We start from the raw sequence: 14,138 nt of genomic DNA, 5'->3' as shown, positions 1-14,138 counted from the left end.
GCCATGAGCACCGCGATGCGTTCGGGCTACCAGCCGCTGCACCACAAGTACCGGCCCCAGCGCTTCGACCAGCTGGTGGGCCAGGAGGCGATCGCAGCCACCCTGGGCAACGCCCTGCGCCAGAACCGGATCGCGCCGGCCTACCTGTTCAGTGGCCCGCGCGGCACCGGCAAGACCTCCAGCGCCCGCATCCTGGCCCGCTCGCTCAACTGCATCGCCAGCGAGGGGCCCACGCCCGAACCCTGCGGCACCTGCGAGCTGTGCGTGTCGATCGCGGCCGGCAACGCCCTCGATGTGATCGAGATCGACGCCGCCTCCAACACCGGCGTGGACAACATCCGCGAGCTGATCGAGCGCTCCCGCTTCGCGCCGGTGCAGGCCCGCTGGAAGGTCTACGTGGTGGACGAGTGCCACATGCTCTCCACCGCCGCCTTCAACGCCCTGCTCAAGACCCTGGAGGAGCCGCCGCCGCGGGTGGTGTTCGTGCTGGCCACCACCGATCCCCAGCGGGTGCTGCCCACGATCCTCAGCCGCTGCCAGCGCTTCGACTTCCGCCGCATCCCGCTGGAGGCCCTGGAGCGGCACCTGCGCTGGATCGCCGAGCAGGAGTCGATCGGCATCACCCCCGAGGCCCTGCACGTGGTGGCCCAGCGAGCCCAGGGCGGCCTGCGCGACGCCGAGAGCCTGCTGGATCAGCTCAGCCTGCTGCCGGCCCCGATCGAACCGATGGCGGTGTGGGAGCTGGTGGGGGCGGTGCCGGAGCAGGAGCTGCTGGCCCTGGCCGGGAGCCTGGCCGCTGCCGAGCCCCTGGGGGTGATCGACGCCAGCCGGGAGCTGCTGGAACGGGGCCGGGAGCCCGGTGCCGTGCTACAGGGCCTGGCGGGCCTGCTGCGGGATCTGGTGCTGGCGGGGGTCGCCCCCGATCGGCTGGAGCTGACCGGCTTCTCTCCCCAGTTCCGCCCCCAGCTGCCGGAGCTGGCGCGCCGCATCGGCAAGGCGCGGCTGCTGCAGTGGCAGGCCCAGCTGCGGGGCAGCGAGCAGCAGCTGCGTCAGAGCGTCCAGCCGCGGCTGTGGCTGGAGGTGCTGCTGCTGGGGCTGCTGGCCGAGGCGGCACCGGCGCTTGCGGCCGGCGCTGGGGCTGCGGCGGGTGTGTCTCGACCTGCCGCGGGGACGGCAGGCACCAGGGCTCCAGCCAGTGGGCCCGGGCCAGCTGAGGCCGGAGCCGGCGCGGTCAGGGGGAGTGCGGGCCGAGCATTGGCTGGGGCCGACGCCACCCCCCTGGGGCATGAAGGCGGCCAAGGGGGAGAGCAGAGCATCCAGGGGGGCGGACCGCACGGCCAAGGCAGCCTGGGCAGCACCGACCCTGGGACCCACCCTGTTGGCGGGGCGACCAGCGACCAGGCCGCCGCCGGCGCTTCGCCGCCCCCCGCCCCCGCCACGGCCGACCTGGCCGAGCTCTGGCAGCAGATCCTGGCGGGGCTGGAGCTGCCCTCCACGCGGATGCTGCTCTCCCAGCAGGCGGTGCTGGCCCGGCTGGACCCGCAGCGGGCGGTGGTGCAGGTGGCCGGCAACTGGATGGCCATGGTGCAGAGCCGTCTGCCGCTGCTGGAGAAGGCGGTGGCCCGGGCCCTCGGCAGCCCGCGGCAGGTGGTGCTGGAGGGCGGCGGCGGGCCGCTGACCGCGCCCGCCGAACGGGCGGTGGCGCCCTCACTGCCTGCGGTCACGCCGCCGAGGGTGGAACCGCCCCTCCCCGCTGGCGGCGGCACAGACAGGGCCCTGGAGGCGGGTGCCCATGGGGAGCCCCCGGCGGCGGCAACCCAGGCGCCGACAGTCCCAAGCGGCGGACCACCGAGCCAGCCCAGGCCGGCCCCGAGCCCTGAGCCGGTCCGCAGCGCAGCCGCGACGGCCGGCGCCACGTCAGCCGCCGCGCCGGCCCCGGCCACCACCGCAACGCCAGCCCGAGACTCGGCTCCGTTCAGTCCTGCGCCGCCAGCCGGCGCCGCGACTGCGGCCGCGCCGATGGCCACCACCCTGCTGGACGAGAAAGCCCGGCGGCTGGCGGACTTCTTCAACGGCGAGGTGATCCAACTGGATGGGCCGCCCCTGGACGACGACGAGACCGCCGCCTGAACCGCCGCGGCGGATGGCCGCTCAGCGGCTGGAACTTCGGCGATAATCCACAACCCAGGAGCACGACGCGGCCGTGAACCATCTCCCGTCGGACGACTACCTGGAGCTGCAGAGAGTGCAGCAGGAACTGGCCGCCAACCGCCGCAAGATCAGCGACCTGGAGGAGCTGATCAACGAGGTTCCGGCGATCTACGAGCGCAAGTTCGACCAGAAACTGCAGCCCCTGGTGGAGGACGTGCGCCTGCTGTCGGAGCGGAACCAGGTCCTGCGGGAGCAGCTGCGCCACGCCCTCAGCCCGGCGGCGGCGGACGCCGCGGCTACCGCTGCTCCACCAGCTCCCCCGGCCGCAACGCCCAGCCCGCCGGCACCGGCGCCCACCGAGCCGGCCGCAGCCGCCCAAGCCAGCGAGGCACTCGCCCCGCCACCCCCCAGCCAGCCCCAGCGTCAGGGGACCCGGAACCGGGCCGCCCTCTGCCGACAGTTGCCGGCCTGGCTGGCTCGGCAGCGGCGGCGGCGGCGGCGGCGCCACCAGCCCAGCACGACCCAGGCGGCGGAACGCGCAGCCTGGCGCAGGCCGCCGTTGCGCTGGCCCAGCCTGCGCTGGCCCCAGCCGAGCCAGCCGCCGCGGCCGGTGCTGCTGGCCCTGCTGGCGGCCGCCGGCATCGGCGTGGTGGGCGGAGTGGGACTGCAGCAGTGGCGCGTCCACACGAGCGGCGCTGGGGCTGCGGCCAGCCGTGCCACCGGCCCTGCCGGCCGCGCCACCGCCGGTGGGGAGACCCAGCCGGGCCTGACCCTGGAAATCCGCAGCTCCAGCGAAACCTGGCTGGACGTGCGCAACCTCCGCGGCGCCTCGCTCTACGTCGGGCTGTTCAGCGGCGAACGGCGCTTCCCCATCGGCCAGGGCCTACGCCTCAATGCCGGCAAGCCGGAGCTCGTGACGATCCGCATCGGCGACGGCCCCGAGCGCGGCCTGGGCCATCCGGGCTGGTGGGTGTGGCACAGCTTCGGGCCGGATGGGCGTCAGCGCGTCGCGTCCGAGTAGGGGCGATCACACCGGGCCGGGCAGCCCGGTGCACCGATCGGGGCGCTTCAGGAGGCCTGCGAACGCAGATCCCCCTCCTCCGCCTCAGGGGCCGCTGGACCCTCAGCGTCCTGGTCGCCCACGTGCAGGGTCTTGGCCCAGACCAGACGCTTGGGCAGCAGCGCCATGCGCAGGGTGGTCCAGGGGATCACCACGAACCAGTGGCCCAGATAGACGATGCCCAGGGCGAGATTGACGGGCCCCATCGACGGCAGCGCCGGCCCCTCGCTGGGCCGCCGGCAGCCCTGGAGGATGCCGCCACCGGAGAGCGCGAAGGCCACGATCGAGAGGGGCCAGATCGCCGGGGCGGTGCCGGTGAGGGCGGCGCCGATCAGGTCGGTCACCGCCAGCATCGGCAGGGTGTACTGGAGCAGGAAGAAGCAGGCCAGATCGAGCTTGCGGGTGGCGGAGAGCCGATCGCCGCTGAGGCCGGGCCAGTAGTCGAAGAAGCGCTGCAGGCCGCCTTCAGCCCAGCGCTGGCGCTGGCGCCACAGGGCCGCCAGGGAGGTGACGGCCTCCTCCTGCACCGGCGGATCCCAGACGATGCCGACGGGGGTGCCGTCGAGCAGCAGCCGGAAGCTGAGGTCAAGGTCATCGGTGACGGTGGCCTCGTTGAAGCCGCCGCAGGCGAGCACCAGGTCGCGGCGCAGCAGCTGGCCGTTGCCGCGCAGCTCCACGACACCGCCGGCGGCCAGCCGGCCCTGCTGGATCAGGGCATCGAGGGCCATCTCCATGGCCTGGGCGCGGGTGAGCAGGTTGCGCTCGGCGTTCACCACGGCCTTGCGCAGCTGCACCGCCCCCCAGCCGCCGGCCTCGGCGTAGGGCACCAGCCGCTCGAGCGCCTCCGGCTGGAGCTCGGCATCGGCATCCAGCACCATCAGCCAGCGGCCCTGCAGCCGGGGCAGCACCGCATTGAGCGCACCGGACTTGCCGCCGCCCGCCTCGCGGCCGCGGCGCAGCACCTGCAGCTGGGGGTAGCGGAGCTGCAGGTCGGCCAGGCGCTCGGGGGTGCGGTCCTCGCTGCCGTCATCCACCACCCAGATCTGCAGCAGGCCGGCGGGATAGCGCACCTGGGCCAGCCGCTCCACCAGCCGGCCGATCACCGCCTCCTCGTCGCGGGCGGCCACCACCAGATCCACCGCCGGCGGGGCCGGCGGATCGGCCCCTGGAGCTGAGGCCAGCCCCAGGGCCAGGGCGGCATCCGCAGCCGAGGCGGGCTCGGGCACGGGGTTCCGCCGTGGCGCCAGGAACACGGTGCGCAGGCCGTAGCCGCCCAGCACCAGGGTGAGCAGGATCGAGGGCACCAGGCTGGCCAGCCCCGCGAGCCGGTGGGGCAGGATCCCCGCGGCCAGGCAGCAGAGCAGGAACAGGGCCGCCTTGGGCCGGCGGGCTTCTGTCGCGGTGCCGCCGGCAGCCATGGCTCCTCCAAGGGTGGCAGGACTCTAAGGGCCGTTCCCAAGGCCCCCGATGGGCACCAGGGCGGTGCCCGGGTAGTAGCGGGCCAGGATCCGCTCCAGGCTCCAGCCCCGGGCCGCCAGATCGATGGCCCCCGCCTGGGAGAGGCCGGCGCCATGGCCGAAGCCGCCGCCGCTGAAGCGCCAGACCCCCGGCCCCTCCGGGCTGACGCTGAACAGCGTGCTGGGCAGCTGCCGCAGGCTGCGGCGGATGCCATCGAGCCGCAGCACCTGGCGACCGGCGCTGCCGGTGATCGCCAGGGCCAGCACCCGGCCGCTGGGGCCCCGCTCCAGCACCGCCAGCTGGCGCACCTCCCCCAGGGTCCTGGCGGCCGGGCCCAGGGCCTGGCGGATCTGCTGACGATCCAGGCGGCGCTGCCAGCGGTAGCGGGGGTGGTCGGCGCCGTACCCCGCCGGAGCGGCGCGCTGCAGCAGGGCCGGCAGCGCGCGCGCCGGATCCAGGGGCAGCGGATAGGCGGCCACAAACGGCGCCGGGCCATCGGCGAAGGCCTGCAGGTAGGGCAGCGGCTCGCCGCGCCACACCTCCTCGAAACCCGCCGCCACCCCGCCATTGGTGGCGTGGTAAACGGCGTGGATCGGCCGGCCCTGCCAGCTCAGCACCCGTCCCGCCGTGGTGGTGATGGCGGCCCGCACCGCCGGGCCGGCCTGGCGGGGATCGCCGTAGACCTGGCACTGGGTGTCGGCGCAGAGGTGGTAACCGTCCACCGCGAAGCGGTGGCTGTTGCGCAGGGCCCAGGTGCGGGCCAGCACGGCCTGGGCCGCCAGGGCCGCCGCCGGGGCACCGGCGCCGATCTCATGGGGCACCACCCCCTGGAGGTAGCGCTCCAGGGGCACCTGCTCCACCAGGCTCCAGCTGCCATAGGCGTTGCTCTGGAGCCGGAAGGGCCCACGGAACACCCCGTCGCCCCAGCGCAGGCCCCCCGGCACCCGGATCTCCAGGGGGCCCTGCAGGGGTTTCGGGCCCCCGGGAGAGGCCAGCACCAGCCCGATCCGCGCCGTCAGCTGCTGGCTCTCGGCGCGGGCGGTGTGACCGGGGGGCGCAGGGGTGTCCGCCGGCGCCCACACCTCCCAGTCAGCCGGATGGGCGATGCGGGGCTCCACCCCCTGCTGCCGCCAGCTGAGGGCGGCCTGCTCGGCGGTCTCAAAGCTGGGGAAGGGGCCGAGCACCGTGCGACGCAGGCGCAGGGGCCTGGGCAGGGGTTCGGCCCGCCAGCGCAGCTCCAGGCGCGGCGCCGAGACCCGCCGACCCGCCGCATCCACCACATCGATGGTGCCTGTGGCAGCGGTGAGCACCAGGGGTAGTGTGGTGGCTGCACTGGAGGCCGCCTTCGGACCGAGATGGGCCGCCAGGGCCACCCACAGCACCGGCCGCTCGGCCGTGACCGCGGGGGGTTCCGGCACCGGCCAGTGGGTCAGGACATCCGGAGCCGGCGGCGCCTGGGGCAACGGCTCCCGGTTCACGGCCTGCTCGGCCCGGCACCCGGGAGCCAGGGTCACCAGGGCCAGGACAAGTGCTGCCGGCAACCCCGGCCGCAGGGATCCGCAAAGCCGCCCGGCCGAGCTCGCCTGCCTGGAACGCATCGACATCAAGACCGGCGATGGGGGCCCTGACGCTAGGGGGTGTTGGCGGATGGCACTTCCGCGTCGTACCTTCCTTGTTTGTGCCAGAGCGCGTAGACATGCCGAAGCTCAAGACCCGCAGAGCAGCCGCTAAGCGGTTCAAGGCCACCGGCAGCGGGAAGTTCATGCGCCGGCACGCCTTCCGCAATCACCTGCTCGACCACAAGAGCCCGAAGCGCAAGCGCCACCTCGGCACGATGGCCGTGGTCGACGAGCGCGATGCGGACAACGTGCGCGCCATGCTCCCCTACAGCTGACCGCTGCGCTGACCTGCCCGACCACCTACACCTGAGATCCACCCATGGCCCGCGTCAAGAGGGGCAACGTCGCCCGTAAACGCCGTAACAAGATCCTGCGCCTGGCGCGCGGCTTCCGGGGCGGCAACGGCTCCCTGTTCCGCACCGCGAACCAGCGGGTCATGAAGGCCCTCTGCAACGCCTACCGCGACCGTCGCCGCCGCAAGCGCGACTTCCGCCGCCTCTGGATCGCCCGCATCAACGCCGCCGCTCGCCTCAACGGCCTGAGCTACAGCCGGCTGATCGGCGGTCTCAAGAAGGCCGACGTGCAGCTGAACCGCAAGATGCTGGCCCAGCTGGCCGTGCTCGACCCCGCCAGCTTCACCAGCGTGGTGGGCGCCGCGAAGGGCTGAAGCCTGGCAAGGTAGGCCCCATGGATTTTTCCCTCCCCCAGGCCTACCTGATCGGTCTGATCGTGCTGCTGGGCAGCGCCGCTGTGGTGGTAGCCCGGCAGATCCTGCGGGTTCGGCGCGATGAGGCCGCCCTGGCCCGGCTGGAAGCCGAGGTTCAGGGCGGTCAGCGCTCAGCCGCGGATCTCTACGAGCTGGCCTCGGTGCAGCTGCGCAAGCGGCTCTACAGTCAGGCCTCCGACAACCTCAAGCAGGCGCTCAAGCGCGCCGGCAATGAGCCCCTGGAGGCCCAGGCCCTGATCGAAAACGCCCTGGGCTTTGCCCTGGCGGCCCAGAACAACTACGCCGCCGCGGTCCGCCACTACCGCGCCGCCCTCAAGGCGAAGGCCGACTACCCCGTAGCCCTCAACAACCTGGCCTTCGCGCTCGAGAAGCAGCAGAAGCAGGAGGAGGCCCGCGAGGCCTACGCCAAGGTGCTGGAGATGGACAGCGCCAACCGCACCGCCCGCAAGCGCCTCAAGCGGCTGGAACGCCGCACCGCGGCCTGAGCCCCAGACTGCCCGACGGGCACCCGGAGAGCGATCTCCTCGGACCACGCAAAGCCGCCCCGAGGGGCGGCTTTTTGCTGGCTTCCAGGCTGGCTGGGTGAGCCGGGTTTGCTCCGTGGAGCTCGTTCACAGGACCCTGTGAGGGCGCGCCGAGCCAACAGGCCCAGGCGCGCAGCCAACACAGCGTCACCAGAGGCCGCGAATCACTTTGCGGTTCTGCACGCGGGGAGCAGGAGCCAGGGACTCGACCGGCGCCGCGGGATTGAGCACCAGCTGGCCGCCGGGATGGGTGAGGCGGGGCGCTACCCAGCCGCTGAGGTTGATGCCCTGCAGGCCCAGGAATCCGCCTCCCAGCTCCAGCCCGGCCACGTTGCACTCGCAGAGCACCAGCAGATCGAGCTGATCGGACTTGGCGTTGAGGTTGCCCTGCACCGGGGTGACCAGCGAGCCCACGGTCATCTCGCCGCGCACATCGACCATCTGGCCGAAGGCGGTGACGGTGGCCAGGTCGAGGGCCACCGGCACCGAGGCGCCGCCGTCGAAGGGCTGGTAGGTGCCGCTCCAGTTGCGGGGCATGGTCTGGGCCAGGGCCGCAGCCCGGGCCGCCGGATCGAAGGTCTCGACCGGGGACAGGGTGCCGAGCAGATAGGTCTCGGCAGACTGAATGGAACCGGCGGGCGGGTTGTAGGGCACGTAGCTGCCCACCGGGACGGGGCTGCCCACCGGCAGGGAGTTGGCGGCGGCCAGAAGGAGGGGAAGCACGACGACACCAGGCATTAGGGCCAGGCTAGGGGCAAAGCCCGCGTTGGGAAGGGCTGCGCGGTACCTTCGCTGAATGGCCCAGCCCACTCCCTTCGCCCCGGCGGACTGCCCCGATCCCCTGGTGATCGGCGGGCGCCGCTTCCGCAGCCGCCTGATGACCGGCACGGGCAAGTACCCCAGCCTGGCGGCGATGCAGGCCAGCCTGGAGGCCAGCGACTGCGACATCGTGACGGTGGCGGTGCGGCGCGTGCAGAGCCTGGCCGCCGGCCACGAGGGCCTGATGGAGGCGATCGACTGGCAGCGCATCTGGATGCTGCCCAACACCGCCGGCTGCGCCACGGCCGAGGAGGCGATCCGGGTGGCGCGGCTCGGCCGCGAGCTGGCCAAGCTGGCCGGCCAGGAGGACAACAGCTTCGTGAAGCTGGAGGTGATCCCCGACTCCAGGCACCTGCTGCCGGACCCGATCGGCACCCTGGAGGCGGCCGAGCAGCTGGTGAAGGAGGGCTTCACGGTGCTGCCCTACATCAATGCCGATCCGCTGCTGGCCAAGCGGCTGGAGGACGTGGGCTGCGCCACCGTGATGCCGCTGGGGTCGCCGATCGGCTCGGGCCAGGGCATCCGCAACGCCGCCAACATCGCCCTGATCATCGAGAACGCCAACGTGCCGGTGGTGGTGGACGCCGGCATCGGCGTGCCCAGCGAGGCGGCCCAGGCGATGGAGATGGGGGCCGATGCCCTGCTGATCAACAGCGCCATCGCCCTGGCCGGGGATCCGCCGGCCATGGCGCGGGCCATGGCTCTGGCCTGGCAGGCCGGCCGCACCGCCCTGCAGGCCGGCCGGCTGCCGGTGCGGGCCGAGGCCAGCCCCAGCTCCCCTGTCCAGGGACGCATCGGCACGTGAAGCTTCCACGCGGGGCGTGGTCGTCCTGGCCGGCACTCCGTAGCGTCGCCTGAACCACATCCCCGTGCCATGCAGGTCACCGAAGAGGACGGCGGCAGGCTGAATGCCTTTGCCAAGGAACCCCGCATGCAGGTGATGGAGGCAGGGGAAGGAGGCGCCGCCAGCAGCCGCCTGCTGCTGATCGGCGGGGCGCTGCTGGTGCTGCTTCTCGTGGCCGTGGCCGTCGGCATCAGCTGAGGGGGCGCCAGACGCCTGTAGTAGCTTGCCTTCCAAGGAGCGCTCGCTCATCCAGCAGGAGTTCAGGTGAAGGTTCTCGTACTCGGCGGTGACGGCTTCTGCGGCTGGCCCTGCGCGGTGAACCTGGCCGAGGCCGGCCACGACGTGGTGATCGTGGACAACCTCAGCCGCCGCAAGATCGACGTCGACCTGGAGGTGGAGTCGCTCACCCCGATCGCCACGGTGGGCGAGCGGCTGCGGGCCTGGGAGCAGGTGGGCGGCAAGGCGATGCGCTTCGTCCAGCTCGACATCGCCAAGGACTACGACCGCCTGCTCGAGCTGCTGCGCAGCGAGCGGCCCAGCTCGGTGGTCCACTTCGCCGAGCAGCGGGCGGCTCCCTATTCGATGAAGAGCAGCGCCACCAAGCGCTACACCGTCGACAACAACGTCAACGGCACCCACAACCTGCTGGCCGCCATCGTCGAGAGCGGCCTGGACGTGCACATCGTGCACCTGGGCACGATGGGGGTCTACGGCTACGGCTCCCACCGCGGCGCCACGATTCCCGAGGGCTACCTCACGGTGGAGGTACCCCAGGCCGATGGCAGCCGCTTCACCGAGAAGATCCTGCACCCCACGGATCCCGGCAGCGTCTACCACATGACCAAGACGCTGGATCAGCTGCTCTTTTACTACTACAACAAGAACGACGGCATCCGCGTCACCGACCTGCACCAGGGCATCGTCTGGGGCACCAACACCGACCTCACCGAGCGGGATCCGCGCCTCACCAACCGCTTCGACTACGACGGCGACTACGGCACGGTGCTGAACCGCTTCCTGATGCAGGCGGCCATCGGCTATCCGCTCACGGTGCACGGCACCGGCGGCCAGACCCGCGCCTTCATCCACATCCGCGACTCGGTGAAGTGCGTGCAGCTGGCCCTGGAGCACCCGCCGACCGCCGGCGAGAAGGTGAAGATCTTCAACCAGATGACCGAGAGCCACCAGGTGGGCGAGCTGGCCCGCAAGGTGGCCGACCTCACCGGTGCCCAGATCAACTACCTGCCCAACCCCCGCAAGGAGGCGATCGAGAACGACCTGATCGTGGACAACCGCTGCTTCATCGAGCTGGGCCTCAGGCCCACCACCCTCGATGACGGCCTGCTGGCCGAGGTGGTGGATGTGGCCCGCCGCTGGGCCGACCGCTGCGACCGCAGCCGCATCCCCTGCGTCTCGGCCTGGACCCAGACCCAGGCCGCGGCGATCCAGTCCGCCTGAGCCGGGGTTCGCCCCTCCCGGTTCCCCCCTGCAGCCGGTTCTCCCTTGAAGATTGCCCTGTTCACCGAGACCTTCCTGCCGAAGGTCGACGGCATCGTCACCCGCCTCACCAAGACGATCCAGCACCTGGTGGCCGCCGGCGATGAGGTGCTGATCTTCTGTCCCGAGGGCGCCCCGGCCAGCTACCTGGGCGCCCGGGTGGTGGGGGTGCCGGCCCTGCCCCTGCCCCTCTACCCCGAGCTGAAGCTGGCCCTGCCTCGGCCCTCGGTGTCGGAGGCGCTGGAGGCCTTCGGGCCGGATCTGGTGCACGTGGTGAACCCGGCGGTGCTGGGGCTGGGCGGCATCTGGCTGGCCAAGACCCGCAACATTCCGCTGGTGGCCAGCTACCACACCCATCTGCCCAAGTACCTGGAGCACTACGGCCTGGGCATGCTGGAGCCGGTGCTGTGGGAGCTGCTCAAGGCGGCCCACAACCAAGCCCAGCTCAACCTCTGCACCTCCACGGCGATGGTGGCGGAACTGAGCGAGCGGGGCATCCAGCACACGGCCCTGTGGCAGCGGGGGGTGGACACCGAGCTGTTCCGGCCCGAGCTGCGCAGCCAGGCCATGCGCGAGCGGCTGCTGGGGGACCGCAGCGACACGGACCAGCTGCTGCTGTACATCGGCCGCCTCTCGGCCGAGAAGCAGATCGAGCGGATCCGGCCGGTGCTCGATGCCCTGCCTGGGGCGCGGCTGGCGCTGGTGGGGGATGGGCCCTACCGCCAGCAGCTGGAAACCCTGTTCGCCGGCAGCGCCACCACCTTCGTGGGCTACCTGGCCGGGGAGGAGCTGGCGTCCGCCTACGCCAGCGCCGACGCCTTCCTGTTCCCCAGCAGCACCGAGACCCTGGGCCTGGTGCTGCTGGAGGCCATGGCCGCCGGCTGCCCCGTGGTGGGCGCCAACCGGGGCGGCATCCCCGACATCGTGACCGATGGCGAGAACGGCTGCCTGTATGAGCCCGAGGGCGGAGACGGCGGCGCCGGCAGCCTCACCGCCGCCACCCTGCGGCTGCTGGGGGATGGCAGCCAGCGCCAGCAGCTGCGCCGCAACGCCCGCCAGGAGGCGGAGCGCTGGGGCTGGGTCGGCGCCACCGAACAGCTGCGCGGCTACTACCGCCAGGTGCTGAGCGGCAACCGCCGGCCGGCCCTGGTGGGCTGAAGCCCCTCTGGGCGCTAGGTCCTAGCCGGGTTTGGGCCGGGCCCCATCGCCGGCCAGGGAGCCGCGGAACCAGGTGGTCATCAGGGCCTTCACCATCGGCGCCGCCACCGTGCCGCCGTAGCCGCCGCTGTTCTCGCCGAAGGCCACGATCACCAGGTTCGGCTTGTTCGCCGGGGCATAGCCCCCGAACCAGGCATGGTCCGGCCGGGGCGGATCTTCACCGGTGCCGGTCTTGCCGGCCACCGGCGGCAGGGACGGATCGTTGAGCACCTTGCCGGTGCCCTCGGTGACCACATCGCGCAGGCCCTTGCGCAGCACCCGCAGGGTGTCGGGCCGCAGGCCGAGCCACACCCGCTTGGTCGGCTTCTCCACCAGGTGGGGCGTCACCAGCCAGCCGCCGTTGGCGATGGCCCCGTAGAGCCGCGCCATCTGGATCGGCGTCACCGTGACCGCGCCCTGGCCGATGGCGGACGTGATCGTGTCGACATTGGTCCAGGGTTCCCCCAGCACCCTCAGCTTCCAGGCCTGGTCCCCCAGCAGCCCCTCGGTCTCCTCGTTGCTGAGCTCCACGCCGGTGAGGCGGCCATAGCCCAGGCGCCGGGCCGCCTGGAACAGCTGGTCGGGGCCCACCTTGAGGCCGAGCTTGTAGTAGAAGCTGTTGCTGCTCACCGCCAGGGCGAAGGCGTAGCCGATCGAGCCGAAGGCGCCGTGATCGGCGTAGCACTGGCCGTCGTAGCAGAAGGAATTCACCGTCGGCAGGGTGCCGTTCGCGGGCAGGGCCCCCGATTCGATGCCGGCGATCGTGGTGACGACCTTGAAGGTGCTGGCGGGCGGGAAGCCCTGGAAGGCGCGGTTGAGCATCGGCGCCTCGGGCCGGCTCAGGTCGTTCCACTGGGCCGTGGTGGGACCGGTGGAGAAGATGTTGGGGTCGAAGGTGGGACGGCTGGCCAGGGCCCGGATCGCCCCGGTCTGGGGATCCATGGCGATGATCGCCCCCTTGCGCACGCCGTCGAGGGCGCGCTCGGCCGTCTTCTGCAGCTCCAGGTCCAGGGTGAGGCGCAGGTCTTTGCCGGCGCGGGCCTGCTTGTCGCCCAGCACCCGCTGCACCTGGCCGGCGGCATTCACCTCCAGCTGCTGGCCGCCCCACTCGCCGCGCAGGGTGGATTCGAAGGCCCGCTCCACGCCGCTGCGGCCGATGCGGTCCTGCACCCGGTAGCCCTTCTCGGCGAGCTTGTCGTACTCCTCCGCCGTGACCGAACTGGTGTAGCCCAGCACGTGGGCCGCGAGGCTGCCGTGGGGATAGGCCCGCAGGTAGTCGACGTCCACTTCGGCCCCGGCCAGATTCGGGGCCTGCTCGCGGAAGCGCAGCACCTGCTCAGGCCTGAGGTTGCTGGCCAGCTCGATCCGGTAGCCCTCGTTGTTGCCGCCGGCGCGGCGCTGCCGATCCAGTTCGGCGGCCGGCACCCCGAGCAGGGCCGCCAGGCGGTCCCGCAGGCCGGGCCACTGGCCGTCGCTGACCAGGCGGGGCTGGATGTAGAGGTTGTAGGTGAGCCGGCTGGAGGCCAGCACCCGGCCGTCGTGGTCGAGGATGCGGCCGCGCATCGGGTTGCGGGGCACCAGCCGGATGCGGTTCTCGTCGGCCAGGGCGAGGTTCTCGCGGCCATGCAGGATCTGCAGCCACACCAGCCGGGCCACCATGGCGCCGCTGAACAGCAGCACGATCACCAGCAGCACCACCGGCTGCTGCTGCATGCCGGTGTGGCGGGTGGAGGGGGCGAGACCGCTGAAGCCCCGGACCATCAGGGCTGCTCCCCGGCCACGGGCTCCAGGCGCTGCTCCAGCAGCCGCAGGCGGGCGTCGATCCGGGCCAGGGTGGCCTGCAGGGCCGCCCGCTCGGGACCCGTGGCCTGGGTCGTGCCGCCCGGGTTCGGGCCGCCGGAGGGGGAGCCGCTGGCCGTCGCAGCGCTGGGCGGCGCCTGGGCCGGCACGTCGTGGACGCTCACCTTGATCACGGGATTGCCCAGGCCGGGCTGGAAGCGATCGAGGTTCTCCCGCACGCTGCGGGCCGCCGGCTCGCCCTCCTGCCGGAGCTGGGCCAGGGGATCGCCACCGGCGGTGAACACCTCCACCACCCCCTGGGGTCCGGCCCTGCGGGCGCGCTCCACCACGGCCATGCCCACCGGCAGCACGTCCTGCATCAGGGCCAGACGCAGGGCATCGAGGGGATCAGCCGCCATGGCACACCGGACGGGCCGGTCACGCGCAGAGTGCCACCAGTCTG

14 protein-coding genes are annotated in these 14,138 nt (G+C 72.5%); 9 read left to right on the top strand and 5 right to left on the bottom strand.

Annotation, left to right across the window (positions count from 1 at the left end):
- Positions 1–15 precede the first annotated feature (15 nt).
- Together ACLV7J_RS10550 and ACLV7J_RS10545 are read left to right on the top strand one after the other, a co-directional pair.
- Positions 16–2,130 (top strand): DNA polymerase III subunit gamma/tau, encoded by a 2,115-nt coding sequence (locus tag ACLV7J_RS10550; protein ID WP_411869113.1) that lies wholly within the window; start codon positions 16–18, stop codon positions 2,128–2,130.
- Between the two features lie 73 nt (positions 2,131–2,203).
- Positions 2,204–3,172, top strand: a complete 969-nt coding sequence (locus ACLV7J_RS10545) for a hypothetical protein (protein WP_411869045.1) — start codon at positions 2,204–2,206, stop codon at positions 3,170–3,172.
- A gap of 47 nt (positions 3,173–3,219) precedes the next feature.
- On the opposite strand, the gene ACLV7J_RS10540 is transcribed toward ACLV7J_RS10545, so the two are convergent.
- The gene (locus ACLV7J_RS10540) at positions 3,220–4,629 is read right to left on the bottom strand and encodes a glycosyltransferase (RefSeq protein ID WP_411869044.1); all 1,410 of its coding nucleotides are present in this window, start codon (positions 4,627–4,629) and stop codon (positions 3,220–3,222) included.
- A gap of 24 nt (positions 4,630–4,653) precedes the next feature.
- Entirely contained in the window at positions 4,654–6,267 is a 1,614-nt protein-coding gene (locus ACLV7J_RS10535) for a SpoIID/LytB domain-containing protein (RefSeq protein WP_411869112.1), read from the bottom strand.
- Positions 6,268–6,365: 98 nt separating this feature from the next.
- Between ACLV7J_RS10535 and rpmI the strand changes: the two genes are divergently transcribed.
- From rpmI to ACLV7J_RS10520, 3 genes are read left to right on the top strand one after another with little or no spacing between them, the layout of a single operon-like run.
- On the top strand, positions 6,366–6,563 hold the full coding sequence (gene rpmI / locus ACLV7J_RS10530; protein WP_094590976.1) for a 50S ribosomal protein L35: 198 nt from the start codon (positions 6,366–6,368) through the stop codon (positions 6,561–6,563).
- Positions 6,564–6,607: 44 nt separating this feature from the next.
- Positions 6,608–6,955, top strand: coding sequence for a 50S ribosomal protein L20 (gene rplT / locus ACLV7J_RS10525; protein WP_255117758.1), 348 nt, complete (start codon positions 6,608–6,610; stop codon positions 6,953–6,955).
- Between the two features lie 20 nt (positions 6,956–6,975).
- Positions 6,976–7,500 carry a tetratricopeptide repeat protein gene (locus ACLV7J_RS10520; RefSeq protein WP_411869043.1) on the top strand — a complete coding sequence of 175 codons (525 nt, stop codon included), beginning with the start codon at positions 6,976–6,978 and terminating at the stop codon, positions 7,498–7,500.
- A 186-nt stretch (positions 7,501–7,686) separates the two neighbouring features.
- On the opposite strand, the gene ACLV7J_RS10515 is transcribed toward ACLV7J_RS10520, so the two are convergent.
- Positions 7,687–8,262, bottom strand: a complete 576-nt coding sequence (locus tag ACLV7J_RS10515) for a hypothetical protein (RefSeq protein ID WP_411869042.1) — start codon at positions 8,260–8,262, stop codon at positions 7,687–7,689.
- A 73-nt stretch (positions 8,263–8,335) separates the two neighbouring features.
- Between ACLV7J_RS10515 and ACLV7J_RS10510 the strand changes: the two genes are divergently transcribed.
- From ACLV7J_RS10510 to ACLV7J_RS10495, 4 genes are all read left to right on the top strand, one after another.
- Positions 8,336–9,163 carry a thiazole synthase gene (locus ACLV7J_RS10510; protein WP_411869041.1) on the top strand — a complete coding sequence of 276 codons (828 nt, stop codon included), beginning with the start codon at positions 8,336–8,338 and terminating at the stop codon, positions 9,161–9,163.
- A 69-nt stretch (positions 9,164–9,232) separates the two neighbouring features.
- On the top strand, positions 9,233–9,400 hold the full coding sequence (gene psb34 / locus ACLV7J_RS10505) for a photosystem II assembly protein Psb34 (RefSeq protein WP_411869040.1): 168 nt from the start codon (positions 9,233–9,235) through the stop codon (positions 9,398–9,400).
- Positions 9,401–9,466: 66 nt separating this feature from the next.
- Positions 9,467–10,660 carry an NAD-dependent epimerase/dehydratase family protein gene (locus tag ACLV7J_RS10500; protein ID WP_411869039.1) on the top strand — a complete coding sequence of 398 codons (1,194 nt, stop codon included), beginning with the start codon at positions 9,467–9,469 and terminating at the stop codon, positions 10,658–10,660.
- Between the two features lie 45 nt (positions 10,661–10,705).
- Positions 10,706–11,857 (top strand): glycosyltransferase family 4 protein, encoded by a 1,152-nt coding sequence (locus ACLV7J_RS10495; protein ID WP_411869038.1) that lies wholly within the window; start codon positions 10,706–10,708, stop codon positions 11,855–11,857.
- Between the two features lie 21 nt (positions 11,858–11,878).
- Here ACLV7J_RS10495 and mrdA read toward each other — a convergent pair whose 3' ends face one another.
- Positions 11,879–13,657, bottom strand: a complete 1,779-nt coding sequence (gene mrdA, locus ACLV7J_RS10490) for a penicillin-binding protein 2 (RefSeq protein ID WP_411869037.1) — start codon at positions 13,655–13,657, stop codon at positions 11,879–11,881.
- Entirely contained in the window at positions 13,657–14,094 is a 438-nt protein-coding gene (locus ACLV7J_RS10485; protein WP_411869036.1) for a hypothetical protein, read from the bottom strand. Before ACLV7J_RS10485 ends, mrdA begins: the two co-directional genes overlap by 1 nt.
- Between the last annotated feature and the right edge of the window lie 44 nt (positions 14,095–14,138).

This window comes from Vulcanococcus limneticus LL (genome assembly GCF_943369875.1).
GTDB lineage: Bacteria > Cyanobacteriota > Cyanobacteriia > PCC-6307 > Cyanobiaceae > Vulcanococcus > Vulcanococcus limneticus_A.
Note: the sequence above shows the minus strand (reverse complement) of the source record. Positions and strands in the feature narration are given on the sequence as shown.